The 26,486-nt window shown below is 56.9% G+C and carries 20 protein-coding genes, 1 tRNA gene and 1 pseudogene; 11 read left to right on the forward strand and 11 right to left on the reverse strand.

Going from position 1 to position 26,486, the window contains the following annotated elements:
• Positions 1-183: a 50S ribosomal protein L32 gene (gene rpmF / locus FHS27_RS20085; RefSeq protein WP_008681676.1), complete on the reverse strand. Its 183-nt coding sequence runs from the start codon at positions 181-183 to the stop codon at positions 1-3.
• 244 nt (positions 184-427) lie between these two features.
• On the opposite strand from rpmF, the gene rpsM reads away from it, so the two are divergent.
• The 4 genes from rpsM to FHS27_RS20105 all read left to right on the forward strand — a co-directional run bounded on the left by rpsM (position 428) and on the right by FHS27_RS20105 (position 3,049).
• Entirely contained in the window at positions 428-799 is a 372-nt protein-coding gene (gene rpsM, locus FHS27_RS20090) for a 30S ribosomal protein S13 (protein WP_009095491.1), read from the forward strand.
• A 58-nt stretch (positions 800-857) separates the two neighbouring features.
• Entirely contained in the window at positions 858-1,241 is a 384-nt protein-coding gene (gene rpsK, locus FHS27_RS20095) for a 30S ribosomal protein S11 (RefSeq protein ID WP_008681679.1), read from the forward strand.
• A gap of 79 nt (positions 1,242-1,320) precedes the next feature.
• Complete coding sequence (locus tag FHS27_RS20100) at positions 1,321-2,316, forward strand: DNA-directed RNA polymerase subunit alpha (RefSeq protein WP_009095493.1); 996 nt, start codon at positions 1,321-1,323, stop codon at positions 2,314-2,316.
• 91 nt (positions 2,317-2,407) lie between these two features.
• Positions 2,408-3,049: a bL17 family ribosomal protein gene (locus FHS27_RS20105; RefSeq protein ID WP_184306650.1), complete on the forward strand. Its 642-nt coding sequence runs from the start codon at positions 2,408-2,410 to the stop codon at positions 3,047-3,049.
• Positions 3,050-3,187: 138 nt separating this feature from the next.
• Here the strand turns inward: FHS27_RS20105 and FHS27_RS20110 are convergent, their stop codons facing one another.
• The gene (locus tag FHS27_RS20110; RefSeq protein ID WP_184306651.1) at positions 3,188-9,475 is read right to left on the reverse strand and encodes a hypothetical protein; all 6,288 of its coding nucleotides are present in this window, start codon (positions 9,473-9,475) and stop codon (positions 3,188-3,190) included.
• 295 nt (positions 9,476-9,770) lie between these two features.
• Here FHS27_RS20110 and FHS27_RS20115 point away from each other — a divergent pair, with 295 nt between their 5' ends.
• Positions 9,771-10,760 carry a class I SAM-dependent methyltransferase gene (locus FHS27_RS20115; protein WP_184306652.1) on the forward strand — a complete coding sequence of 330 codons (990 nt, stop codon included), beginning with the start codon at positions 9,771-9,773 and terminating at the stop codon, positions 10,758-10,760.
• 28 nt (positions 10,761-10,788) lie between these two features.
• On the opposite strand, the gene FHS27_RS20120 is transcribed toward FHS27_RS20115, so the two are convergent.
• The gene (locus tag FHS27_RS20120) at positions 10,789-11,136 is read right to left on the reverse strand and encodes a hypothetical protein (RefSeq protein WP_044252218.1); all 348 of its coding nucleotides are present in this window, start codon (positions 11,134-11,136) and stop codon (positions 10,789-10,791) included.
• Between the two features lie 80 nt (positions 11,137-11,216).
• Positions 11,217-12,302: a M28 family peptidase gene (locus tag FHS27_RS20125; protein WP_184306759.1), complete on the reverse strand. Its 1,086-nt coding sequence runs from the start codon at positions 12,300-12,302 to the stop codon at positions 11,217-11,219.
• A gap of 256 nt (positions 12,303-12,558) precedes the next feature.
• On the opposite strand from FHS27_RS20125, the gene FHS27_RS20130 reads away from it, so the two are divergent.
• Positions 12,559-12,633: transfer RNA gene (locus FHS27_RS20130), tRNA-Pro, on the forward strand.
• A 519-nt stretch (positions 12,634-13,152) separates the two neighbouring features.
• Here the strand turns inward: FHS27_RS20130 and FHS27_RS20135 are convergent.
• From FHS27_RS20135 to FHS27_RS20150, 4 genes are all read right to left on the reverse strand, one after another.
• Entirely contained in the window at positions 13,153-13,629 is a 477-nt protein-coding gene (locus tag FHS27_RS20135) for an HNH endonuclease (RefSeq protein WP_009095506.1), read from the reverse strand.
• A gap of 116 nt (positions 13,630-13,745) precedes the next feature.
• A complete protein-coding gene (locus tag FHS27_RS20140) occupies positions 13,746-14,246 on the reverse strand; it encodes a hypothetical protein (protein WP_184306653.1) in 501 nt (166 codons plus the stop codon).
• A 140-nt stretch (positions 14,247-14,386) separates the two neighbouring features.
• Positions 14,387-14,530 (reverse strand): hypothetical protein, encoded by a 144-nt coding sequence (locus FHS27_RS20145; RefSeq protein WP_184306654.1) that lies wholly within the window; start codon positions 14,528-14,530, stop codon positions 14,387-14,389.
• Positions 14,531-14,869: 339 nt separating this feature from the next.
• Positions 14,870-16,246, reverse strand: coding sequence for a hypothetical protein (locus tag FHS27_RS20150; RefSeq protein WP_184306655.1), 1,377 nt, complete (start codon positions 16,244-16,246; stop codon positions 14,870-14,872).
• A 582-nt stretch (positions 16,247-16,828) separates the two neighbouring features.
• Between FHS27_RS20150 and FHS27_RS20155 the strand changes: the two genes are divergently transcribed.
• On the forward strand, positions 16,829-17,191 hold the full coding sequence (locus FHS27_RS20155; RefSeq protein ID WP_184306656.1) for a hypothetical protein: 363 nt from the start codon (positions 16,829-16,831) through the stop codon (positions 17,189-17,191).
• A 242-nt stretch (positions 17,192-17,433) separates the two neighbouring features.
• Here FHS27_RS20155 and FHS27_RS20160 read toward each other — a convergent pair whose 3' ends face one another.
• A complete protein-coding gene (locus FHS27_RS20160; RefSeq protein WP_221225256.1) occupies positions 17,434-18,102 on the reverse strand; it encodes a TetR/AcrR family transcriptional regulator in 669 nt (222 codons plus the stop codon).
• A gap of 138 nt (positions 18,103-18,240) precedes the next feature.
• Here FHS27_RS20160 and FHS27_RS20165 point away from each other — a divergent pair, with 138 nt between their 5' ends.
• From FHS27_RS20165 to FHS27_RS20175, 4 genes and pseudogenes are all read left to right on the forward strand, one after another.
• Complete coding sequence (locus tag FHS27_RS20165; protein ID WP_184306657.1) at positions 18,241-19,191, forward strand: SDR family oxidoreductase; 951 nt, start codon at positions 18,241-18,243, stop codon at positions 19,189-19,191.
• Between the two features lie 123 nt (positions 19,192-19,314).
• Positions 19,315-19,440, forward strand: a pseudogene (locus FHS27_RS31685) (SMR family transporter); the annotation flags it as partial.
• 161 nt (positions 19,441-19,601) lie between these two features.
• Positions 19,602-20,036, forward strand: a complete 435-nt coding sequence (locus FHS27_RS31175) for a GNAT family N-acetyltransferase (protein ID WP_246420350.1) — start codon at positions 19,602-19,604, stop codon at positions 20,034-20,036.
• 81 nt (positions 20,037-20,117) lie between these two features.
• On the forward strand, positions 20,118-21,047 hold the full coding sequence (locus FHS27_RS20175) for a DMT family transporter (RefSeq protein WP_184306658.1): 930 nt from the start codon (positions 20,118-20,120) through the stop codon (positions 21,045-21,047).
• Between the two features lie 192 nt (positions 21,048-21,239).
• On the opposite strand, the gene FHS27_RS20180 is transcribed toward FHS27_RS20175, so the two are convergent.
• Complete coding sequence (locus FHS27_RS20180; protein ID WP_184306659.1) at positions 21,240-22,721, reverse strand: DUF1501 domain-containing protein; 1,482 nt, start codon at positions 22,719-22,721, stop codon at positions 21,240-21,242.
• Between the two features lie 140 nt (positions 22,722-22,861).
• On the reverse strand, positions 22,862-26,485 hold the full coding sequence (locus tag FHS27_RS20185; protein ID WP_184306660.1) for a PSD1 and planctomycete cytochrome C domain-containing protein: 3,624 nt from the start codon (positions 26,483-26,485) through the stop codon (positions 22,862-22,864).
• Between the last annotated feature and the right edge of the window lies 1 nt (position 26,486).

The raw sequence follows: 26,486 nt of genomic DNA on the forward strand, positions 1-26,486 counted from the left end.
TCAGGACTCTTCCTGCTGGACGACCGTTCGGCCTTGGTAGTACCCGCATTTCGGGCAAATGTGGTGGGTCGGAACGGCAGAACTGCACTGCGGGCAGTAGCCGATCGATCGTTTCTTCAAACGATCGTGGCTGCGGCGTTTGCCGGTTCGGCTGTTGCTGTGTTTGCGTTTAGGGACGGCCATGACGGGGGTCCGGAGTGGGAATGGTGTAAGGGAAAGATGCCCATTTGATTTCGAGCAATCGCGAAGAATAAACAGGCATAGCCCATTTCGTCAACGTCTGACAGCACATTTGCGGCCCCAAGAAAAAAAACCGAATTCCTTGTGAAGCTTCCACTTGAGCAAAACGGGAGGTGACTGCTATAGTTCGCGATTCAATTTTCAAAATCACGCAGTTGCTCTCGGAGTTTTTGCCATGCCCCGCTTGATGGGCGTTGACATCCCCAACGACAAACAGATTCAGTATTCCTTGACTTACCTCTATGGGCTCGGCTTGTTCCGCGCTCGAGAAGTATGCCAAAAACTAGGAATCGATCCGACGACTCCGGCGAGCGAGATCAACGACGAAGAAGTCGGTCAGATCGCCGCATTGCTCGAGCGTGACTACTTGGTCGAAGGTCCCCTTCGCCGCCAAGTCACCCAAAACATCAGCCGTCTGCGTGAGGTGAAATCCTACCGCGGAATCCGGCACCGCGTGGGACTTCCCGTTCGCGGACAACGCACCAAAACAAATGCTCGCACCCGTAAAGGTCCCCGCAAGACCGTTGCCGGTAAGAAGGGCGTCAAGGATCTGCGCTAGTTTTTCGCGCAGTTCCCTTCCTCATTTATCTTCACCTCTGTTCGTTTGAGACCCACCGGTGGCAAAGACCAACAAGAAAAAACGCGTCCGTCGCAACGTCAGCAATGGCGTCGCGCACGTTCACGCAACCTTTAACAACACGACGGTAACCATTACCGACACCAAAGGCGACACTCTTTGCTGGGCCAGCGCCGGAACCAGCGGATTCAAGGGAAGCCGAAAGAGCACCCCGTTCGCCGGACAGTGTGCCGCTCAACAGGCTGCTGAGAAAGCAACCAAGTTCGGTATGCGTGACGTCGAAGTTCGTGTCAAAGGCCCAGGTTCGGGTCGCGAAAGTGCAATCACAGCCCTCCAGGCTGCTGGCTTGAACGTGAAATTGATCGAGGAAGTCACCCCGATCCCTCACAACGGATGTCGCCCACGGAAGAAACGACGCGTCTAATCGCTCGCCAATCTTCCCCGCTCCCCGTTGTTCCCAACGAATCGATCCCGCAACCTCACAACGCCGAAAGCACCTCAACATGTCGATGCATATCCGTTGGCGTGGCATGGAATTGCCCAGCACGCTCGAAGTCGATCGCGACACGCTGACCCAGACCTATGGCAAGTTCTCTGCCGAACCGTTCGAACGCGGTTTCGGTGCGAGCATCGGAAACAGCATGCGTCGCGTGCTGTTGAGCAGCCTCATGGGCAGCGCCGTCACTCAAATCAAAATTCGCGGTGCACAACACGAATTTACCTCGATCCCCGGCGTTCTTGAGGACGTGACGGACATCGTCCTGAACGTAAAATCGCTAATCGTTCGCAACAACAGCGACGCGACCCGCGTGATCACCGTCGAACGTAATTCGGCCGGCGTGATCACCGGTGGTGACATCGAAACCGATGCCGACGTCGAAGTCATCAACAAAGACCACGTCATCGCCACGTTGACCGACGACAAACCATTCATGATGGAAATGGTCGTCGAAAACGGTCGCGGATACGTCCCGAGCACCGAACACAGCAGCGTGGACCACGAAATCGGCATCATCCCGATCGACGCGGTCTTCAGCCCTATCGTTCGCGTTCGCTACGAAGTCGAAGCGACCCGTGTCGGCCAAAAAACCAACTACGATCGCCTGAACCTCGAGATTTGGACCGACGGAACCATCAACCCCGAAATGGCGTTGACCGAATCGGCCAAGATCTTCCGCAAACACCTCAACCCGTTCGTTCAGTACCGCGAACTCGGACCGAGCATTTTCTCGGCCGCTCGTGGTGGTGCCGGATCGCCGGAAGCTCAACTCGAAGCCAAACTCAACATGACCCTCGCCGATCTGCGACTGTCGGTGCGAGCCAACAATTGCCTCGAGAGCGAGAACATCATGACCGTTCGCGATCTCGTCCAACGCAACGAAGACGCTTTGTTGGAAGTTCGCAACTTCGGTGACACCACGCTCAACGAAGTCCGAGAAAAACTTTCTCAGTACGGACTCCACCTGGGCATGCGAGTGCCAAACCAGCCTCTCTTCTAGAGACAATCAAACAACGCGGGCCGCATGTCACTGACTAGCGGCCTGCCTTCACCTGATCCAATTCATCAATCCCGTTTAGTAGACATTTGATATGCGTCACCGTCGCAAAGGCCGCGTGCTCGGTCGGTCCCCATCGCACCGCAAAGCACTGCTTAAAAATCTCTCCGCCGCTTTGTTCTTGACCGAGCGTGACGCCAGCTTGGATGACAACGCACCGAAGGTGCCTGGCCGCATCACCACGACTTTGCAAAAAGCCAAAGAAGTGCGACCGCTCATCGAGAAATGCATCACCCTCGCTAAGAAAGCCAACGCCGCAAGAGAAGCTTCCGAGCAATTCGGGACTTCGGCCGAGCGTGGCACCGATGCCTACAAGCAATGGCGTGCGAGCGATCAGTGGCAAAAATGGGCCAACGCCCGTGCCCCTTACGTCAACGCACAACGCCGCGCCGTTCAACTGATCGGTGATCGCGAAGCCGTCGCAATCCTGTTCGATACCGTTGCACCTCGCTTCGTCGATCGTCCCGGTGGATACACCCGCATCATGCGTCTGGCCACGCCTCGCTTGGGCGACGGCGGAACTCGTGCGATTCTGGAATTGGTGGGCGGTGCAAACGACAAGGTCAAACGCACCTCGTCGAAACCTTCCTTCGAAGCTACTCCCGAATCCAGCGAATCGACCGACGCTCCTGAAGCAGCTGCGGAAGAAAAAGAAGAAGCCGCAGCGACCTCTTAATCAGGTCACCGAGACGTCTCCGTCTCTGCATATCAGACAACGAAAACGCCTCGATCCAATCGAGGCGTTTTTTTGTGCGCCGACATCTTTCTCTCCGCTCGTATTCTTCACACATCCGCGAAGAGCAACCGAACTAGATCAGTTCTGCCATTTGGCCAACTCTGCTGACCACTGCTGCAACCGACCGCGATGCTTCTCGATCCCGGCGAGAGCCGACAACAGCAACAGCCCGGTCGTGATCCCAAACACCCACCACGGCCATACCGCATCGATCGATTCAGTCGCGTGCCACACCATACTCGTCACGCCCATGAACACAAAGATCGCGCCGAGGTACAAGAACGGTTTCACCCGCAACGCGACCCCCACGAGCATGCCGGCCAGCGAGAGCGACACCAGGATGACAGGCCCCCAAAGCGAACTGCCGATCTCACGCATCAGCATATCGGCGGTGCTACTCAGATAGATCACCAGCGTCGCGCCATAGCGTATCGCGGCCCCAACCTTCTCGTCGAGATTCTCCCGCTGCCAATACGCAACCGCCAACACACAGACCGCCGGCGGGATCAACCACGCCTGGGGATGCGTCAGGAAATCCCATCCCGGCATTTGTGTCAGCATCACCCACAACGCCCCGTTGGCGAGCACTACCGTGGCGACGCGTGGCATCCCTTGCTTCCACATGACCGACATCACACCGTAGTAGATCGCACCGACCACCAGCAAACCCTGGTAAGACGCCGTGCCGTTGTAAAACGTCCATGACCACGCATCGGAATGCCATATCGAAGCATACGATCCACTGAGCCAAAACCCGACGACCGGAATCATCGGCAAGAACATCGCCGTCCGTCGCATCGCTTCCGACAACACCGCGTCACCACGCCGGATCGCCCACTGCGTCAAACCAACGCTGGCAAACGCGATCACCATCACGACATACGGCCAAACCTGACGCAATCCCAAAAACGCGATCGAACTGCGGCACAGGAACAGATGCAACCACGTCAGGCCAGCAATCGCCTGCGCCGCATACAGCAACTGACGCCGCCGCGAATCATCCAAACGCAACCAATTCGCCGGGCCTGCTTCCCCTAACAACGAACGCTCCGGCGTCGGCCCGCTCAGGATCGCCAACATACCGGTCATCAATGCGAACCCACCCAAAATGATCGCAACGACGACGACGAGGGGCATCGCTACACCAGGTATACCGACGTTGCCCTGACGGATCGCCATTTCGATCCCCAACATCGACAACAACGACACCCCGGCAACGATTGCCGAACAACGACTCCCGACTCGCAATGCGTTCTGCCAGCGATCTAAAAACGGGCCACCCAACAATCTCGGAACGGCCAACGCGATGACTCCGATCGCGAAGACCGACGCGATCAACAACCGCATCGTCGCGGTCAAAAGCCATTCACCAGCATCGGGCTGCCCCAACACTGCCACCAACGCCAACGCCCACAGCCCCACCAACACACTCAAATTTCGACGGCGGTCGGCCGCACCCGAGCGAATCGGCTGCGTTTGCTCCGAAAGCATGAACAACGACCACGCCATCCCGGCAATCGCGACGATCGACAACCGCACCCAGTTCGCATCCGTCCCTGAACCAATCGAGCCGGCCATCCCAGCCGTTGCCGCTAAGCCGATCGAAATCAAACTCCCAAAACAAACCCATCCGAGCACCACCCGCTCGGCCGCGATACCGAACCGATCGACCTCTGGCCCGCGTCCGATCCGCAACTCAAGCCGCGACCGCAATCGCTCAATTGACGCCAATCCCCCTATCACCATCGTCACCGACACCGTCGCCGCCATCATGATGGCCACCCAGCGTGCACCGCTTTCCAATTGCCAAACTCGGGCGAAACTCGCGGCACCAACTGCCGCACCGAGCGTGACTAGCAACACCGAAACGCTCCACATCGACAACGGCCGCGAACGAGGCACACCGGGACGTAACAAACACGTAGCCGCCACCACACACGCGATCAAGAACTGCAACATTCCCATCGCGGCTGGCAAACTCGTCGCCGTGATCGTCCTCCAACGAACATCCGCGTCCAGCATAAAGATGCTGAGCATCAACATCGGAACCAACAATGCCGACACACCGACGTCCGCGCGAGCCACCTGCCGGTGTCCCAAAACCGTCAATCGATCGCTCCGCCACAACACCACGCAGGCTCCCACCCACCCCACAACACACGTCATCCGAACGAGCCCTCGCGAAGCGATTTCGGGATGAATCAACAATAAAAAGCTGCCCGCCAAGACGACAAACCATCCAAGAATCCGCGGCAAGACTGCCACAGGGCGAAACCCTCCCGACATTTCATCGGTACTCGCGAACCGCATCAATGCCACCGCCGCCGTTCCCATTGCCGCCAACGCCATCCACAAAACCCAGGCCTCGCAACCTGCCGACAGAGAGGGCCATCCACGCCAACACAAACACGCGAGACCAAACAACAGGAACGTCTGGCCGGTCACATGCCATGCCTGTATCGGACTCGCGCGACGCCACACCAAGACCGCCGACGCGATACTCCCAATCAACCCACTCCCGACGATTACCAACAACGAATCCGACGCATCGATCCATCCCATCGCAATCGCGATGCAAGCCAAATGGCCGCTCATCACCGGTAACAAAAAGGGCAGCACGCGAGCCACCGTATCCCAATCAACCCGGCAACTTGCCGATGACAACGACGACGCTCGGCAACAAACCATCAGTGCCAAGACCGAAACGATCGCACCGAGAGGCAAACTCCACGTGATCGACGGTGACGCATCGCTCAACAGCCCTCCCAGGACCACACCCGCCGATACCAATCCGACGAGCACGATCCACACCCACGAAAGTGCCGCTCCCTGATCGGATGTCGATTCGCCATCCTTCTGCGAATTCGCCGGCGACCAAACCGTCGCGATTGCCAACCACAACACTGCCCCAATCACGGATGCCTGCCACCAAATCACTTCGGGGACCACGAAGAAAACAGGAACACCGATACCAATCGCGGCCGGCATCAACATCGCGGACAACACTCTCCGCAAATCTGTAGCAATCGCGTCCTCGCGGGCTCCCCCATCCGATTCGACCGGATTCGCAACCGACAAACGCCCCCACGAAAACTCACCGAGCGGATCAAATCGGCTGCTAAAAAAGAGCAGCCCCAGCGACGACGCCACCCACCAACTCGCCACCGCGAGCGTACTCCATCGGTCCGGTGCCAATCCTTCCGAGAGAGGCCCCCACCAATCTGCCCACAACAACACTGCCGACCCGAGCGACAACAAAACCCCCAGAGTGACCACTCCGATTTCACGGCTTCCCGATTCCGAATCACTGAAACCGAAGTCGCCAACATCGAAACCATGCGAACGCCCATCCGCCGTCCTCACACGCGATCCGATTCCCCACGCCGCCAACACTCCACCACACGCCAACGTCGTCGTACCGATCAATTGCAGCGATGGTGACGCCGCGATGCTTGCCGAAACACCAATCGCGAACAACAACCCACTGAGCCCGCCGACGACTCCCAGAGAACGACGAAACATTTGACACGGCTCTCGGAGTTGGCTCACCCAAAGTCCTCCCGCCAATCCCATCATCAACGACAGTCGGCCCAATGACCGCACGTCCAACCCGGACGGGACGTTGAACCATTGATCCAACGGAACCCCCAGCGGTGCACATAAGACGGCGACGTAACGCCACGCCACCCCCACGCCCAACACCCCCAACGACGCAATTAGGAATCCACCATCAGGCATCACGCGACGCGACCAAGCCGTGTTCATGACGAGCGGATTGTCATATCGGGCAGGCAAAAACCGAAAACACTCACGAACCACCGTCCACACTGTTGCCGCGACCACCAACACCGCCGCGCTGCTCCACAGCGCGTCCGTGTTCTTCCACGCCGAAATTTGCCACAACTCAATCCCACCGAAGTGCGTCACGCCACAAAAGACAGCTATAGCGGAAACCATCATGGCGATTTGCAAGTAACGACGCTGCGAAACAACAAACGCCCCGATCGCCAACAGAACACCCGCTGTCACGGTCTCCCACGCTGACACACCCCACGACGGTGACAATACCGTGTCCAACCGTGCCCCCATCCATCCCTGCACCGCTAGAAAGCCAACAACTCCACACGCGGGCGCCACCGACATTCCCACCAATCGGGCGACCGCAGCACGCGATTGATCCGGCTGAGTCAATTTGCCCGCAATCGCCATTACCAACATCGAACTGCTCAGCCCGATCAACGCCGTTGCTATCGATTCGTACTCGACGAACAAACCGCCATCGGCCCAACGCACCACACCAAAACAAGTCAACCAAAAACACGTCCCCGCGACCGCGGATGCCCATATCCACGCCGAAGCTCTGGCGGCATCTCGCACCGCCGCCCAAACTGCGAGCACCATTGCACCGAACAAGATTCCCGCCAGTGCCCACACCGGCATCATGCCCAGCCAACTCGTTGGGGCCACGCTCAACACCACCGCTTGCACGCTCGCAATTACTCCCCAAAACGCAGTCGCGATAAACCAAGTCGTGGCGTCTGAGTCCGCGATCGAAATCGCTTTTGAAGTGCTCGCTCCGATTTGCCGGCGATACAGAGACGCCCCAACCATTCCACTGAGCATCGCGAAACCGAGCGACACCATCATCGGCTCACCACCGAGAAACGCTCGCCATACCGCGACATCACCCCAGTCCGACCGAGCCAGCCAAGACGGCGACGACAGCATCGCGGCAATCCCGACAGGCACGCTGGCTTCCGCTAACCGCGGACGCCCACGCAAGACCAATCCGGCACCGATCATCGCCCCCGAAATCGCCGCGGCATGAGCCCACAACCAGCCCACTCGCTCGATCGACGCAGGCAACACCAGCAACACCGCCCCTGCGGCAATCACGCTCAGAACAACGCAAACGAAGCGAGACGTCGCCCGCTTCGGTACGCCCAACAACATTTTCGAAAACCCGACATGCATCGTCAGGATCGATACCCAAACCGGCACAGTTGCGATCGCAATTTGAATCCACGCGATGCGACCGTCGGCCTTATAAAGAAACGCCGCATACACAACCACGCTGGCCAACGCCGCGATCGCAATCCCCAAGCGCAACCAGTGGTTCGACCAAAAACGACGACCTCCCTTCATCCCTCCATCATTCAGCAAACGACGCGTCTGCGGTGAACTTGAACGAAAGTGGCGACGCGACGGGACCAGTAACGCGGCCGCGGTCGCAATCGCGGGCACAAACAGAAAACTGCCCGCACCGACACCCAACCAACGCCCGACCGCAGGCAGCAAGGGAAGACAAAGCGTCGGGGCCACGACGCTCGCCGTCAATGCCGCCGCTCCGCCTCGACCGACTAACTCGAGCGACGCCATCCACAACAACCAACCACACCCAACCGTTCCCAGTGCAATCGCCGCTAAGGTCGTCGGCGAAGAAAGCGACACGGTGTCGACGCTCGCGCCTGCCGCTGCCAAACCCGCCAACACGGACAACGGAACCAACAACGTTGCAATGATTAACACAGCTCTCGAGGTGTGACGCAGCTTCCAACGCCGCATCGTGTACAACCCAGCCGCAAAGATCGCCGCATCGGCCGACATGAAAATCAACGAAGGAACCACACGGTGCGTCGACGTGATCGTGCTCCACAAACTGACGACCAATCCGATCGAACAAACCACGATCATCAACCCGGCGACCAATTCACCCCACCGAATGTTGTGATCCGCCAAGAACGAAGCGATCACTTCCGACATCGCCCGCTGAACGCTGGCGGGTTGAACACTGGCTGACCGATCCTGTTCACGCGTCGCGGCCAAACCAAACGGCTCCTCAGCCAATGTTCGATCGCCCACATCCGCATGACTCAACTGTCCCAACACTGGTTGCGGCGATGCCTCCGATGTCGGACGCTCGGCGGCAACGGGTGCTGAATGAATCGCGTGATCTAGTGCGACTTCCTCGACACGATCCACCCGCCGAACCGGTCCGACGACCGACACATCCGGACTCGCGACTTCAGCCGATCGCGACGCCTCAGCCATGCCCGCAAACTCACGGGCCTTTGCTTTTAGCTCGCTCGCCGTCGCGGCTTCGATCCCGTCCGTTGCCGCGAGGGCATCAACCATCCTTTCAAACGCCGCGATATCCTTGACCGGGCTGGGAGCCTCGTCCGCCGCGTTGCCCGACAACGATCGGCGTTCAGGCATCCCCCGATCACCAAACGCCTCGGGGTTCGAAGCGAGAGAATCAAACGATCCGCTCAACTGCCGGCCGATCGCCCGGATCGCCAACCACGTGCCGTGGCCCAGCGCGGTAATGAATGCCCACACGAAAAGAACGTAGAAGAAGACGGCCATGGGGAATCGCCGGATTGGGTGCGGAACGAAGGGACAAACAAGCAAAGGTAGCTTTCCCAGAGCCCTTCGTCGCTAGAATTAGCGCGGCAGCGACAATTTCGACATTTTCAACGGCAATACAGAAGGCTCGAGGAGCGAATCCGCCCAACCGCATTCACACCACGCACGCCCGTCGCCCCTGGTTTCTCCGCCACGCCTGACGGCTCGATTCCGACGTGCGACTACCAAACCACGTCATCGCGAGATAACATGCTCGGACGTTTTCCTCCCGCTTATCTCTGCATTCGGTTTTGTTTTGTCTCGCCGGTACCAACTTCTCGATTTCGGCAACGGACGCAAACTCGAGTCTCTCGCCGGGCGGTTGGTCGACCGTCCCTGCCCAGCAGCCGATCACGCTGTTCCTCACGATCCGTCCCTCTGGCGAGATGCCGACAGCCACTTCGATCTCGACACGCGCACCTGGACTCACCGCACACCGTGGCCCGAACAACTGCACGTCGAAATCCTCACGTCAAACAAAACGCGCGAGCCAGAAGGCGCACCGGCTAACATTGAAAACGAAGTATTGTTGCGTGTCCCCGCTCAACCGACCCCCTTCGGACACATCGGGATCTTCCCCGAACAAATCGGCAACTGGCGCTGGCTCCACCGCACCGCACCGACCGCCGAACTGCCGGCGCGAGCGAAACAGAAACAAGCACTCAACCTGTTCGCCTACACCGGAGCCTCAACCATCACCATGGCCAGGGACGGCATGAAAGTCGCGCATGTGGATGCCGCCAAACCGAACGTCGAAGCAGCCAAGCGAGTTGCCGCAGCCAACGACCTTCACGACGCCCCCATTCGTTACCTTGTCGATGACGCCACCGCGTTCGTACAACGAGAAATCCGCCGAGGCAATCGCTATCACACCGTCGTGCTCGACCCACCCGCCTACGGACACGGCCCCAAGAGCAAACGGGCTCCGAGATCACCGGGCAAACGACCGGCCCGCCAAGCCCAGGCCTGGCGGATCCAACGCGACCTCCCCGACCTGCTCGATAACTGCTTCGAACTGATCTCGGGAAAAACCTTTCGCATCCTCGTCACCGGCCACTCCGCCGAAATGGATCAATCCGACGTGCGGCAATGGATGCGAAAAAAGCTAGCCAATAGTCGCCTCGGCCGGATGCAACCGCAATTCAAAACCGGCCGCATGACCCTCACCGATCGATCCGGCCGAAAACTCGACGCCGGCTTCTACGTCCGCTGCTGGAAAGAAGAAGAAACAAACCCAACCCCGTAAACCCGCCTGCAACCTGTCACCCGCGACCTCACCTCTTCCGAATCCGATCCAAGCGACTCCGATGATGCAACATCGTTCGCACCACATCGATTCCCGCAAGCGCGACGATCGTGCACAACACCAACATCGCGCTCATCCAGCAACCGATCCACCACGCCCGTCGATCCGGCGTCGCCAACGTCGCCGCCAAAATCAAAAGCCCACATAGAAAAAACAACGCGTTAACCTTGCGCCGCGATCGTGTGCGACGACGCAAGTACTTCTCATCCACCGGGTCGTCGAAAGAATCGTTTGGCCACCCGATCTGTTCGGTGCGAAACAACCACACCGAAAAAAGCATCAAGGTCGTCGCAATGATCAATCCGCCGGCAAACATTCCAAAATTCCTTCTGCAAAATGAGTCAGTCGCCAAACCGACCACACCCTCAACGCAATCATCCATCCGTCAGCGAATAGCTACTTCCCCGACTGTTCGATGATCCATTGGTGAACCGTCCAAGTTACCGCAGCCAGACTCGTGCCGCTACATTTTTCAGGCACATCCTCAGTCGTGTGCCAATACTGCGGTGCACGAAACCCGGGACGCGGGTAATCAAAATCGATCAAATCCGTCGTCGGAATGCCGGCGATCTGATTCAGGGGCAAATGATCATCGCGGATGTCTTGCATCCGTGTTCGGGGAACAAACGCACGCACCCCCAATCGACGCGCCGTTTGCCAAATCGACTTGGTCACATCGCGAGCGTAACGCAAACTGTTGCGTTCATAGAGCAACTGCAACTCGCGATCACCCACCATGTCCAACAACACTCCCGCCCGGTAGGCAACCGCCGGCGGTGACATTCGGTACTGCTGTGCAAAGTGAGTCGACCCGAGGAAATAGTCATCACGCCCCTCGGCAAACACGAACTCCTCGGCGTCGAACAACACCACGTCCACGCCCACATCGCTCGGCAAGCTCGAAAACTGATGACTCATTTCCATCCACGCCGCCACACCACTGGCACCGTCGTTGGCGCCAACGAACACTCCCTTCGGATCGTTGCGATCACGGTCAGGGAACGGGCGGGTGTCGTAGTGGGCACACAGCAGAAAACGAATCGGGCGTTCCGGATACCAACTCGCAATCAAGTTCGCCATTTCCACGGCTTCCCCGGTTAACGGATGGCGAATCGATTCCTTCTGCAGTTCAACCGACGCGCCGTTCTGCGTGAAGAAGTCGGTCAGGTATTCCTGCTGCCGCTTCATCGCTTCGCTGCCCGTCGGCCGGGGCCCGAAGTCGCAGATCGTCTCCAGATACCCTATCGCCCTTTCAGGCGAATAGATCGCGGGGATCGGCCGCAGGGTCAGTTCCAACGGTCGCTCAAGTCCCCGATCCGATCCACCGAGGAAATAGATCCCCAGCCCCGCACCGGTCGCGATCCCAAAGACCAACAACGGCCATGAACGACGCAGCTTCCCGGCAAACCCGACACGTGGCGGACGCGAATCTGTCGCAGCGACTCGAGGCTCCGCAGAACGGCCTGCCGGATCGACATCCACACCGCCATCTGACTCCTTCCGCCCGGCCGCCACTGGCGACCGGTTTGAGGCTCGATTTTTCATTGTATTTTGCTGGCGAGAACTCGCCGGATCCGAAACCGTCATCAAGGAAATCCCATTTCCAGGAACCAAAAAAACCCCCGGGGAATTGTACCCGGAGATTCCGTTCACCCTAGCGAAAGGCGGGCGGTTTCGGTAGAGTTTGTCGGTCGAAAGCCGGACTTCCCACCCACCCCAAGGGAATTCCGACCAACAACGGGATGTGGCTCAGCCTGGTTAGAGCGCTGCACTGGGGGTGCAGAGGTCGCAAGTTCGAATCTTGTCATCCCGACTCGTCATTTACAGTGTTTTTGACGATTTCTCAGAAATAAAACTAGAACCAAAGGCAGTGATTTAGAGCGGTTTTAACCGGCTCTCTCTGCCCTGCCGCTGAATTCACCTGAGTTCCGCCGCATTCAACGTAGCTCTACTAGTATCGGGCTCCGAATCGCTGCCCATCTGGAGGCAGCACAGCCAACATCACTTTCAGTGATTCGTCGCGTGGCAAATCGGCCGGTCACCTACCGATGCGATAGAAACCGGTTCGGCCTCATTCAATGCAAAGCCCGTGGCAAAATGGACTAGCCCGCACATTCGCTCGGATTTCCATGAGACCGGTTGGATCGCGATACGAAGCTGATCCAACAAGCAAGGCCAAAACAAAAGTGCCAGCACTTTGCACGCTTAAAGAACCCACGCTCAAGCCTGAACGCAACTCGACGGTATCTGCTAGCTTTATCAGTGTGGGTAGCGACACTCGGCCCTACGCGAGCTTAGATCACGCGGTAAGCACACAGGTAGCTACCAAGCATCAGTAGGATTCCGGTAGTTCGTCTCTCTCTTGGCGAGCGAACCAACTCTGTACAACGCCATCTGGCCGAGCATTTCCACCGGTCGGTATCAGCCGATCAAGACGCGGGATATCTTCTGGGAATCGAAAAAGGTTCCGGTAAAGCACGGGATCATTTTCCTCGGCCAGTTCTGCGATCCGAAGCCACATCTCTCGCCACTGAATCATAATTTCAGCATTGAGATCAAGGACTCGAACCAACCGGATTGCGTCGCCGGAAATCGCAAGCAATTCTCCAGAACCCAACACTTTCAAGTGACCAGAGGTCGCAACTGCAAAAGGATCATCAACCGCTTGAGCTCGCTTGACGTTGTTACATCGACGGCAGGCGTAGACAAGATTGTCATAGGAAAGCTCCAAGTCAGGGTGTAGTGTTTGAGGCTGAAAATGATCTAGCTCATACTCCGCCGTGACCTGTCCCCACCGTTCGCGTTTCAAACAATAGATACAACGAAACGTGAACTCATCTCTCAACCAAGGCCGGTAAGATTCATACCGCGAGTACCCATAGGGGCCATGACGTCGCGCGGTTCGCGGTTCTGGATAGTCGAATATCAATCTTGCTCTCGCCGCGTTTTCTCAAGTCTCAGGAGATGCTCATGTAGCTTTCGAGCACCCGCCATAGGGATGGCCGACTCCGTATCAACATGCTTGCGCATTCGCTGCGTGAGCTGAGCCAATTCAAAAGACTCGTCGGCGGTCAAACCCTGCTGGATCGACAAGTCAATAAGCTCAACTCTTCGATCATTCTTGGCGTCGTCCCATGGCTCTTCGTCAGGCACTAGAATGCTGTCGAGTGCTCGCTTAATCAAAAACGCAACCTCCGCTGAGCTTGCCCCGGTATCTCGCATTGTCAGAATAAAACTGGACATCATCGACTCGCGAAAGGCATCCATCACGTCCTCGCTAGTCGAAGCAGACACCGAACTGATGAAGTTCATTTCCATCCCCACCGCGAACTTGCTCGCAAGTTCAGCAAGCTCAGAACTCACCGTCGCTCTTACAGACGGATTCGTTTCACGCTGCTCTTTGACTGGCTGTTTCTTCTCGGGCATTCAATGGTGTCGTTTCAAGTTCGGTCTGCTGGACGAGTGCGGCAATGGCATGCGGGAGAGCCTGATGGTAGTGCTCCGAGGTTACGATCGCCGCGTCCTGGGCTACCCGACATGCGGCATCTTGCAACTCGCGGGCGAATCTAGCTTTCCACTCGACCGCCAGCATCGCTGCGTCGCGAGAGATCTGCTGTTCCGTGTGCTTTGTCTTCATGCCATCCTCCTGGATTGGTTGCCGAATAGTCCATCCATACGGCAAACGGAGTATGCAGAATCAGTTTAGCCAAAAGCAAGTGAATCTAGGGGACCTGGAATACTAAAATGCGTCAATCATTCGGAAATGAGGGACACCCTGACAGACCCATACCCAACCCCAGTCACCCAGAGCCCGCAAAGCACTCATCTTTCCAGCAAGGCGTCAGGATGACACTCGGAACTGCGCCACGAGAAATGCATCGGGTGGGTGGCACCGATCAGGAGAACCACATCCAGGCGGGTCAGCCAACTTAGTGCGTCGCGCGAAAGCGAGACTAGCAAGGTCCTCCAATTTGCAGAACGAGTGCATTGCAATCGAAAGAAAACCTGGCCTGAAAACCGAAGATCAAGTCTGATCCTGGCGCCACTTCTTAGGCTCCGCGACGCAACGGAACGGGTTGCTGTGGAACCTTCTGCAGCGTTTCCAATGCAATGGGCAGATGCTCGGGGCTGTTCTGGAACAATTCCTCGATGTGCGATTGAGGATCATCGAGCAGACGCCGGTACGCTGTGGCAATCAAATCAATGAGTTCATAGTCACACGCTCGCAACACGCGAACGAAACATCGGTCCAGCGCCGGCACGACTTCCTCCGGAACGGAATCCTGCATGCACAAAGCATACAGACCGGCGAAAGTGAGGTGCTTTTGATGGGCTTCCAGCATCGTTGCTGCCGTTTCCACCGTCGCTTCATCCAGCCCGCCTAGCATTGCAAGAGCGCACATGCTTTTTGCACAGACTTCACCGTCGCGATGATCCGTCAGAGAACGAAGTTCACGAACAATGGACTCGCTACCAATCGCTGGTTGCTGCGACGCCATCCGTTCAATCGCCGCGATCGCATTCAACGTGATCGCGACATTTGCCGACCCCAATTTGTCTACCAACAAGGACTCTTGCTGGTCATCCAGTTTGCCATCCGAATGCAAGTGTCGAATCGCGATCACCTGACTGGATGCCGATGATTCGGTTGCCAGCGTCCACCATTCGCGTTGCGACTGCGTCAACCGAAACTTTTTCGCTCGTGGTTGAAAGAAGGAATCGTTTGTTTTCAGCAGGAACTTCAGCGACTTTTTCATGGGGCGTTTCAGGTCGCTGGGTAAATCGCTTGACCACTTGGGCGACTCATCCTCACGACCCCATGCTGCAATCGCATTGGCATAGGCAAGGGATTGGCCGTCGAGAAAAGGTCGTGGGAAAACGTCCCACTGCGTCGAATCCCAGTAAACCGGGTGCTTGGCAACAAGACTGATGCTGTTGCGAATCATGCCAAGTCCCGTCCCGACGACGGCAAGGTCGACTTGCTCAGGCAAATGTGCCCCGGCAAAGTTGTTTTGCGATAGCAAATCGCAGACGACGGCATTGATCAGCGTGGCAAGCCCCATCGCCGGATCGCTGTCGATCGTCTGGTCCAGCATGATGCTGCGGTCCGACGGTTCATAGCGACCAGCCAGCCCGCTGGGACCATCACAAGACCCACCACCGCAACAGCCACCGCCTGCACTCTGAGCTTGCGGGAGAGCATTGCGAACCTGGATTCCATTGACATCATGCCCGAGGTGTTTTCCGACAAACGCGATCACGTGCTGCGGATTCCGCTCGGCTTCATAGAGGTCGAAGATCGCTTTGCGACTCACCACGGGGAGTGAGAGGCGTTCAAAGCCAACACATTCAGCAATCTGTTGCAAGCAAAATTCAATCCGCGACTTCGCGGAATCGGACAGATTCGCTTTCGGTTGAAAGAACACGATGCAGGACTCGGGGTTTCAGGGGATTGACCGAACAAGACAGGACGCCGATCGTTGACCAGAGTACTGAAAGCCCCGACCACAAGGCAGCGCCAGTTTTCAAAACGTATCCGCGTGCCAACAGTGAGCTGTCCGTTTGCTAGTCAGCGGCCTCGCCCCAAGAAAGGCCGTCACACCCCGTAGTGGACGAGGCGACGAGCTGTTGATTACCCACAAGTCAGCAGTCCGGTCCGAAGGATTGCCAGCAGAGCGCGAAGTCGTGCATACGTCGAGTGCCTCGCCAGATCACTTCAGCTCCTGGCGGACTGTCGCTCGGTCGAGCATTGATCCGCAGGATACCCGAGGGAGCGTTGTTGACCGAAAAGCGGGTCGGACCGAACACCTTGTCGTTCAGTCCTCGATCGTGGCCAAGCTGAAAAGGGTGAAATCTCGCCGCCGCGTTACAAAGGATGTCACACATCTGCACTCACTCCGCTGTAGAGGTTATGTCAATCGTCGTTGACAAATTCCGACTCAACTGGATCCAGCGGTCAGTCGAGGTGGAACAAGACCTTAAGCCGTCCAGCCAAATGGAGAAAAACAATGTATCGAAGCCTACTTGGGATTGTGGTTGCTCTCGCCAGTATCGTGTATGCGAATAACGCTCAGGCGCAGTTCGCGGGAGAAAGCGACTATGAGTACACGGTGCTCTACGAGGATTCCACCATCTCTTTCTTGGATTACTACATCGATCTCTACTATGATTTCGAGCTCTATATTGAATCGCCATCCATCCCAGGATATTGGGAAATGGTCGGTGATCCCTTTGACACGAGGGACGAAGCGGAGTTTTGGGAGTCGATGTTGGAGACCAACTACAACACGTATATTTTGGCGGTACCGAGCACACCAACCTTGCCGCGCCGAATGGACGTGAGGCGCACGGACATCCGGAGCAGGCCGTAAGATTCCCACGCGAACACAAAAATCGAAGGTGATTCTTCGAGAAGCACCGAGCGTGATAGCTCACGATCGAGCGGTAGAAAAACAAGAATGCCGACGCCAGGAATCAGGAACCTCTCCGAAAACTTATCAGCCGATCCCTGTCGCTGAATTCGCCAGCATTCAGGCCACCGAAGTTTGGCGACATCGGCTGCATCTGTATTTTCAAAACGCTATTATTGGTTATCGAGGTCTTCGGATCAGTTCTACGCCCCAGTCAAAAGTCCTCGCAGGAAACAAGCAGCCAAGTCAAAGACCGTTTCTTTGAAGTCAAACTTGATGTGCTCGAACTCGGGTTGCTTGAGAACCACCTCGACCGAAGCAGACGGATGGCAATGAGCCCACATTCCGGTTGCGGACATCACTAGCATTGCCAACGCACGGGAGGATTCTTCGTCACTCAGCTCTGGCAGGGCCTGCGACAAGGCCGCTACACAGGGCTGTACGATCGAGAGAAACTCACGCTTAAATTGGGCCACGGTTTCCGGTCCAACATTGTGTTCGAAAACGGATGCCAAAGACGCCGACAAAGTGCAAAACCTGCGGCGGCGGGCGAGAGAATCCGCAAACGCGGAAGCGACGGCGTCGACATCGCCGACCTTCTCGATCTGGTCGAGTCGCCGTTTGAATGATTTTGCCCATACTGACGACTCCTTGAGTAGCAACTGAAGCAAAATGGCCTCCCGGCTCTCAAAATAGACATAGAGATTGGGCTTGGACAATCCGGCCTGCCGGGCGATCGCATTGAGTCCCGTACCGTCCAAGCCCTGCTCCTCAAGCAGTACGCCAGCGGCTTCCAATATCGCATCGATTCTTTCGGCCTTCTGCTCCGGTTTCCGGGCTCGTTTCCACGTTTTGTTTTTGGGGGGCACCATCAGGATTTTCCAGAAGAAGTTCTCGCAGCTCCGTTGACATCATACCAGTGGTCGCCTAAATAGATACCACCGGTCTCTTATTAGGCGACTTCCGGTAAGCAACCTAATTCATTCCGTGGGTTTTTCAAGGAGCATCCAATGGCAGACACAACATTCGGACCGCAGGGCTGGACTCCGGAACGCCTCGGCTCCCTCGTTGGCAAGACATTTGTCATCACCGGCGCGAATGCCGGTGCGGGATTCCAAGCAGCGAGAACCTTGCTCGCCAAGGGAGCCAAGGTGGTAATGCTGAACCGCTCGACCGAAAAATCGCACGCCGCCATCGCGGACCTGAAGGAGGAGTTCGGGGGCGGCGCCGAGGTGAGTTTCATCCGCATGGATCTCGCCTCGCTTGCCAGCGTACGCGAGGCCGCAGCGGAGGTTCTGGAGTCGGTTGCTCGGATTGACGCGATCCTTTGCAACGCCGCCATCGCACAAGTGCCCACCCAGCAATTAACCGTCGATGGCTTTGAAAGCATGCTGGGCACGAACCACTACGGTCACTTCCTGCTCTGCGGATTGCTCTTCGAGCGGATCGAATCAACGCAAGGACGAATCGTGGTCGTCAGCAGCCTAGGCTACAACATGGGGATCAAGACGATCCAGTTCGATGACATGAACTGGGACAAAAACTACCACCAGAACCGCACTTATTCGCAGAGCAAATTGGCACAGATGATGTTTGCGTACGAGTTGCAGGATCGCCTCGCCGCAGCAAATAGAACGAACGTGAAGGTGTATGTCTGCCATCCGGGATCGTCGAGAACATCTCTTATCAAGACCAGCGGCAACTTGGTGACGCGGATGATGTTTGGTCTCATGTCGCTTTCGCCGATGGTGCAATCGGCTGAAAAAGGTTCGTGGCCGGAGGTAATGTGCGCGACCGAAGAGGGTCTGGAGCAACGGGCGCTCTACGGGCCCACCGGGTGCATGGAATTCGTCGGCCCCGTCGGCAAGGGAACGCTCCATCCTCACGCACATGACAAGTTTGTGATGCAGCGACTTTGGGACCTATCGGAACAGGAAACCGGTTTCGAGTGGAATCTCTAGGAGAGCAATGCCAACTGCAGTGTGGCCGAACGCTTCGTGGTGATCGCCGATGGCAGAATAAACCAGTGATCGAGACAACGTGGAGTGGATCTAGCCCGCTGTCACCATCCATCGGCATGATGTCTGAGCACCAGACGCCGTGTTGCTACAGCCGCTTATACGGTCTGGGTCGGCATCGGTACCCTGGGCGCGGTCCTTCTGGGCATGGCATTTCTTGACGAACCATTAAACGTTGGACGCGTCTTCTTTTTGACGGTGCTGGTGGTGTCCTTTGTTGGCCTGAAGGTTACGGTGACACATTGTTCCGATGGGGACGGTTCCGGTGAGGAAGAAGAACGGATCGCTCCACGGTTGTCTGCAGAAAAAATCCGTAGGCGACATGGTTTTAGTTTCACAAATGAGTGTGCAACATGTCACAAAAAGTCGAAATTGAATTTGCTGCTTCACCTTCTTCGGAGGTTCTCGATGCACTCAGCAAAGGACTTACCGATCACTCACTTGGTCACGTCGAGAAGCCAGGTTTTTCCAGCGTTGCGTGGTTCCACCGCGATCCAGAGGGGAATATTGACGCTGGCATTAACGGATTTTTGAACTGGAACTGGGCCAACGTTTACAACTTTTGGGTGGCTGAACCGCTGCGTGGGCAAGGCGTTGGAAAACAGTTGCTATCTGCTTTCGAGGAACACGCAATTGCTCATGGATGCGATCACATTCACCTGGATACGTTTACGTTTCAGGCGCCCGACTTGTACGAAGCGTGGGGTTACGAGCAATTCGCAACTCTCGAAAATTACCCGGAAGGGCATGCCCGTCACTTCTATCGCAAGAAGCTCTGCAGAACATAAGTTCTCTCAGAGCACGACCAAGCTATATTCGTATCGCATGATCGCGGCAACTCCAACCAGAAATCCACGTAAAAACACCCCATGTCATCCGCTTCATTGAACCCAACCGTTGCGACAACCAATCGAGACAACTTGATCGGTTCGATCTGGATGGTTGCGGCGATGGGACTGTTTGCTATCGAAGACGCTTCGATCAAGGTGGCGTCCACGCATGCGTCCATCGGGCAAGTGCTGATGTTTTTCGGATTAGGCGGTGCGGTGCTCTTTGCACTGATTGCAGTGAAAAGGGGAGACCGCCTCGTCGCGTCCGCTCTGCGGTCATCTTCAATGCAATATCGCATGCTGTCTGAAGTCGCCGGCAGACTGTTTTATTCGATGGCCGTTGTCCTCACTCCTTTATCGGCCACGACCGTAATTTTGCAAGCGACTCCTCTCGTCGTGGTTGCTTGCGCGGCGATGCTGTTTCGTGAGCGCGTTGGCATTCGTCGCTGGTCCGCTGTATTCGTTGGGCTCGCCGGAGTGATCGTTGTCGTCGGGCCAGGACGTGACAGTTTTTCGATGCTCTCCGTCTTGGCTGTACTAGGAATGCTTGGCTTCGCCGGACGTGATCTGGCCAGTCGAGCGGCACCGCCCACGGTGACGACGGCTGTTTTGGGATTGTACGGGTTCATTTCCGTGTTCATGGCTGGCTGCTTACTCGCGATCTGGAAAGGCGAGCCATTTTCATGGCCCGAGCTTTCGCTTTTGCTGCCTCTCACTGTCGCCGTGTGTGTCGGTGTCTCGGCGTATGCCTGTTTGATGAAAGCGATGCGAACGGGTGACGTGTCAGCAGTGACTCCTTTTCGATATTCCCGGCTGCTATTCGGCATCGGCTTGGGAATCTTCTGGTTTCAAGAATCTCTGAGCACACCCATGGTTGCGGGTTCCGCACTGATTGTCGTTTCAGGGCTAATCATTCTCGGCGGCCGACGCGACATCGAATCAAGCATGCCATCGACGATCAGTCGGTGACTCGAGTGCCCACAACGAATCGCACGCAATGGCAACCGGCGTTTAGTGCACCGATTGTGGCCGAACGCTCCGCGGTCGCAGCTCAGACTAGGTGCGGGGGTAACAGGGTACCGACCGCGGAGCGTTCGGTCACAATTAGGAACTGGTCTTACAATCACTGCAGTTGACCGATTTGCGCGAGGGCGATCGAGATTAACTGACCAGGTCTTTGATGACGTGGGCTTGCTCGACTCCGGTGAGGCGTTGACTGAGCCCGCGGAACTTGAACGTGAATCGTTCGTGGTCGATTCCCAGGAGATGCAGGACGGTGGCGTTGAGATCACGAATGTGCACGGGATTCTCGACGATGTTGTAGGAGAACTCGTCGGTCACGCCGTAATCCGTGCCGGCGTTAACCCCACCGCCCGCCATCCAAGTTGTAAAACAGCGACCGTGATGATCGCGGCCGGAGGTAGGACTGCCCAGCTCGCCTTGGCTGTACACGGTGCGGCCGAATTCACCTCCCCAAATCACCAGCGTGTCGTCGAGCATTCCCAATCGTTTGAGATCTTTGATCAACGCCGCCGACGCCTGGTCGACGTCTTTGCATTGTCGCGGCAGTTGGTCTTGGAGAGACACGTGTTGGTCCCAACCGCGGTGAAACAACTGGATAAATCGCACACCCCGCTGCGCCATGCGACGCGCAAGCAGGCAGTTCGCGGCGAAGCTTCCTGGCCGACGTGAATCTTCACCGTAGAGTTCAAAGGTCGATTCAGGTTCGTCCGAAACGTCCGTTAGGTCTGGTACGGACGTTTGCATCCGATACGCCATCTCATACGCTTCGATTCTCGCGAGCGTCTCTGGATCGCCCGCATCATTCCATTGCATCTGGTTGAGTTGACCGAGGGCATCGAGCAGGTTGCGCCGTGACTCACGCGTGACGCCGTTTGGGTTTTTGAGATACAGCACTGGGTTCACGCCGGGACGCAGCATCACGCCTTGATGGCTGGACGGCAGATAACCGCTGCCCCAAAGCCGCGAGAACAACGGCTGTCCCGGATTCTTGCCGCTGCCCTGGCTCAAGAGCACCATGTACGCGGGGAAGTCTTCGTTTTCTGATCCGAGTCCATAGCTGAGCCAAGCCCCCATCGAGGCATGCCCCATCTGCTGGGAGCCGGTGTTGATGTACGTCACCGCAGGATCGTGGTTGATCGCCTCGGTCCACATCGAACGCACGATGCTGATGTCGTCGGCGATCGTTTGGGTATACGGCAACGTGTTGCCGATCCAGGTGCCGCGATCGCCACATCGTTCGCCTCCCCACAGAGGCTTCACGACGGGAAAGCTTTTCTGTGACGACGTCATGCCGGTCAGCCGTTGGTCCCCGCGAACCGAATCGGGAAGGTTCGTCCCGTGTCGTTGAACCAGCTCGTCCTTATGATCAAAAAGATCGACGTGGCTCGGACCGCCCGACTGAAACAGATAGATCACCCGCTTGGCCTTCGGTGCGAAATGCGGCAGCGCCGATCCACCAACAGGGTTCCCCGTCTCACTGATGTTGGGATTGGATTCGGCGGCGAGCAATCGTTGCAACGCGATCGCACCGATCCCGGCCGAAGAAGTGGCGAGCAGCGACCGACGCGTCATCAGTTGTGATTGGCGCACATCAAATTCATCTGGGACGGATCGTGTCATGAGAATTCTTTGCGTTTCGAGAAGTATTCGAGAATTGATCGTTCGGAGTCGTCGCACTGTCGCGTTGGTACTGTCACCGTTTGGTTTCTCGCCGTGAGTTGTCGGCGCGGGTTCTCAGCGAGCATGATGAGCAGGGTCGGTCAGCCGCGTGTGAGGGTTTCGCTGAGGTTCAGCAGCAAGGTTGAAACCTGCATCCATGCCGCCTGTTCGACGACATCGATGTCGTTGGAGGGTGGTGACTCGCCCACCGAGATTGCCGCCGCAGCCTCGTCCGGAGCAGCAGCGAAACGAGCGAGTTCGGATTGTACCAGCTTGCCGACAACTTGCAGTTCACGTTTACTGGGTGATCGGTTGAGCACTCGGCTGAACGCATACTCAATTCGTGAGTCGGTTTCGTTGTCCGGTTGCTCTCGAAGTATCGCAGCGGAGAGAACCCGTGCGGCTTCGGTGAATTGAGGATCGTTCAACGTCACCAGTGCCTGAATCGGAGTGTTCGTTGCACCACGATCGACCGTACACATCTCGCGGCTCGGTGCATCGAATGCAGCCATCGCGGGATGCGGGCTGGTCCGTTTGACGATCGTGTACAGGCTACGGCGATATAGCTTTTCACCGTGGTCTTGAACGAAAACCTGTTTGGTCGCGGGGGTGCTGCCGAAGTGGCTGACCTCTTTCCACAACGCCGGCGGTTGGTATGGCTGCACGCTGGGGCCGCCCACTCGCGGTGCCAGCAAACCGCTCACAGCAAGTGCTTGGTCACGAATGAATTCGGCAGGCAAACGAAACCGGGGACCGCGCCCAAGCAGACGATTCTTCGGATCTAACTCGATTTGCTCTTGGGTCGCCGATGATTGCTGACGGTAGGTCGCACTGCTGACAATTTCTCGGATGAGTTGTTTGGAGTCCCACCCGATTTCAACGAATCGAGTGGCCAAATAATCGAGCAATTCAGGATGGCTCGGGTACTCACCCTGGGATCCGAAATCGGCCGACGTCGCTACCAACCCGGTTCCCAAAAACAACGACCAAAAACGATTGACGGCGACACGCGACGTCAGCGGATGATCTGCAGCGACCAGCCAATTCGCGAGATCCAATCGATTCGCTTTCGCATCGCGGGATTCCGCTAATTCAGCAGATTCCGAGTCAGTCGGTTCGGGGGCTGAGGCGGGAATCAGTTGCGGCAGCACGCCGGGCGTTTGAGCGGTGACACGTTCGAGCGGTGAATCATATTGGCCACGATTCAGAACGAAAGTCTCGCGCGGATTCGCGGACGTGTTCATCACCATAGTCGAGTGAGCGGACGTGAGGACATCACGGCGTTCTTCCAAATTCGCGATGCGAACGCGGAGCGGCTCTAATTCACGCGCCGATTTTCGGAAGACGTTTAAGACGAGATCGCGAGTCGTGTCGTCCCATTGCTCTTCCGGGGTCGCGATTGCCTGAGCGATCGGTGCGTCCCATCGGCTGTCGGTGTCCTTGCCCGAGAACGGTTGCATCTTCCACTGAAATGCCAACGAATTTGGCTGGCCGAAAAAGATCAATACGCTCAAGTACGGCGTCTCTCGGGGGTCAACCGGTTCGGCGAATGTCAGTGTCAATCGCTGAGCCGAATCACCGACGGAGGGCTGCCACCATTGCCTACTGTCTTCGACCACGATACTTGCCGCCGCATGCCCGGCCGCTTGACTGCTTGCGGATACTTTTGAGAAGGCAAGCTGGCGATGGTAATCGACCTGGTCGGCGGGTTGCGCCGTTGCGGAAACAAGAACCGTCGAGATCTTCGGTACCCCAGCGGGAAATGGGGACAATGACATGCGTGACGCATCACCGTCGCCCGTCTTTTGCGGCAAAAATTGAATGCGAATTCCCGAGACCAACTCTGCCTCGTCTAACGCACCAGTGGGCAACCGCAGCGAGTGGCTCAATCCATTCAGCCCACCGCTGGGCCGAGTGAGTTGAACGGAGCCGTCGGTCTCAAACGTGATGGGTCCGGGCCGGTTTGGACTGGAGACATCGATCAACTCCAGGTCAACCAAACGAAAACCATCGCCGCGAGACTCTTCGTCAGACCGTTGCGTTTCGAGCCATTCGTCAAACCCGTTCGTCGCCTGCGAGAGACGGTCGCGTAATCGTGCAATCTCTACGTCGATGTCATCGAGTTCCTGAGTTTTCAGCACCGTGACTGCGTTGAGCGTGGGACCGGAGTTCCGACCGCCGTCACCATCGAGACCGTGATCATCGAGTTCGTTGAAGAAGGCCAGGAATTGATAGTATTCTTTTTGTGAGATCGGATCGTATTTGTGGTCATGGCATTGGGCACACCCCATCGTGAGCCCCAAAAACACTTCGCTGGTGGTCTTAACCCGGTCGGCTGCATAGTTGGCGAGATTCTCGGCGGGGATCGTGCCCCCTTCGTGCGTGATCATGTGGTTGCGATTGAAACCCGTGGCAATTCGCTGGGCGTCGGTTGCGGCGGGAAGCAAATCACCTGCTATCTGTTCGATTAAAAACTGATCGTACGGCATGTTGTCGTTGTAGGATTGGATCACCCAATCTCGCCACATCCACATGCTGCGGCCGCCATCGATCGAATACCCGTTCGTGTCCGCGTATCGCGATTGGTCGAGCCACGGCAATGCCATCCGTTCGCCGAAGTGCGGTGACTCGAGTAACCGCGAGATGGCGTCCTGGTAAACACGTTCACCGCCCTTGGGGTAGTCACGTGCAAACGCGTCAGCCTGCTCCATCGTGGGCGGCAATCCCGTAAGATCGAAGGTCAGCCGACGGATCAGCGTTCGCGCATTCGCCTCGGGCGATGGCGTCAGTCCTGCATTGACGAGCCCCTGGGCAACAAACGAATCAATCGCGTTTCGGCCCCACCTTTCCTGCGTCACTTCGTCAGTCAAATTGACCTCGGGAACAGGCGGCGACACCGGCGGTATGAATGCCCAGTGACCCTCGTATGGCGCCCCTTCTTCGATCCAACGTCGAATCAATGTTTTTTGAACTTCGGTTAACACCAGATGCGATTCAGGCGGTGGCATCAGCAATTCAGGATCGTCGCTGATAATCCGTTTCCACACTTCGCTGTTCGACAAGTCGCCAGGGGCAATCGGCGTGTATCCTCCGAGGTCGGCAGTTGCACCTTCATGCGTGTCCAGACGCAAGTCCGCACGACGACCATGGTCATCGGGGCCATGACATAAAAAGCAGGTCTCCGAAAGAATGGGTCGAATGTCACGATTGAATTTGATCCGTTGTTTGGCCGCGGCCGGAACCACCGGGATCGACGCCTCCGACAAACCGGGATGCTTCATGGATCCCGACGCGTTGATCACCTTCCGAGGATTCGGCGTTCGCCGGGATGTCGGATTGGATTCTTGATTGGAAACCTGACTCGGGGACGCGTCATCGTTGCGAGCGACAACCATCACAGCATTGGACGACGGAAACATTTGCTGACGCACGACGAGTCCAACGACCACGATCACACACGCCACCACAAACAGACGGGTTAGCATCAACCCCGAGTACTCGGTAGCACGCGAAGTAGACGCGGCGGCGGACAAAGTGCCGGACGGTGAGGCGATCAAATCCGCTTTCGCGAGGAGTTGCTCGTCCAATTCACATAGATCCAAATATCGATCCAAAGCCTGCGGGTCCGTTTCGAGAATCTCACGCAACTCCACGACTTCTTCGGTCGTCAGGACACCGGCGAGATGCTTTTGCAGCAGTTGATCGTAACGCTGAGGAAAAGTCATG

This window comes from Aporhodopirellula rubra (assembly GCF_014192335.1).
GTDB classification, from domain to species: Bacteria; Planctomycetota; Planctomycetia; order Pirellulales; family Pirellulaceae; genus Rhodopirellula; species Rhodopirellula rubra.

Coding starts and splice junctions, on each gene's coding strand:
- FHS27_RS20120 (WP_044252218.1), bottom strand. CDS start 11,136: ATGTTTGCCGGCGGATTGATCATTGCGACGACCTTGATGCTTTTTTCG.
- FHS27_RS31175 (WP_246420350.1), top strand. CDS start 19,602: ATGTCACAAAAAGTCGAAATTGAATTTGCTGCTTCACCTTCTTCGGAG.
- FHS27_RS20185 (WP_184306660.1), bottom strand. CDS start 26,485: ATGACTTTTCCTCAGCGTTACGATCAACTGCTGCAAAAGCATCTCGCC.
- FHS27_RS20160 (WP_221225256.1), bottom strand. CDS start 18,102: ATGGTGCCCCCCAAAAACAAAACGTGGAAACGAGCCCGGAAACCGGAG.
- FHS27_RS20110 (WP_184306651.1), bottom strand. CDS start 9,475: ATGGCCGTCTTCTTCTACGTTCTTTTCGTGTGGGCATTCATTACCGCG.
- FHS27_RS20105 (WP_184306650.1), top strand. CDS start 2,408: ATGCGTCACCGTCGCAAAGGCCGCGTGCTCGGTCGGTCCCCATCGCAC.
- FHS27_RS20165 (WP_184306657.1), top strand. CDS start 18,241: ATGGCAGACACAACATTCGGACCGCAGGGCTGGACTCCGGAACGCCTC.
- FHS27_RS20155 (WP_184306656.1), top strand. CDS start 16,829: ATGTATCGAAGCCTACTTGGGATTGTGGTTGCTCTCGCCAGTATCGTG.
- FHS27_RS20100 (WP_009095493.1), top strand. CDS start 1,321: ATGTCGATGCATATCCGTTGGCGTGGCATGGAATTGCCCAGCACGCTC.
- rpsM (WP_009095491.1), top strand. CDS start 428: ATGGGCGTTGACATCCCCAACGACAAACAGATTCAGTATTCCTTGACT.
- FHS27_RS20180 (WP_184306659.1), bottom strand. CDS start 22,721: ATGACACGATCCGTCCCAGATGAATTTGATGTGCGCCAATCACAACTG.
- FHS27_RS20140 (WP_184306653.1), bottom strand. CDS start 14,246: ATGCCCGAGAAGAAACAGCCAGTCAAAGAGCAGCGTGAAACGAATCCG.
- FHS27_RS20175 (WP_184306658.1), top strand. CDS start 20,118: ATGTCATCCGCTTCATTGAACCCAACCGTTGCGACAACCAATCGAGAC.
- rpmF (WP_008681676.1), bottom strand. CDS start 183: ATGGCCGTCCCTAAACGCAAACACAGCAACAGCCGAACCGGCAAACGC.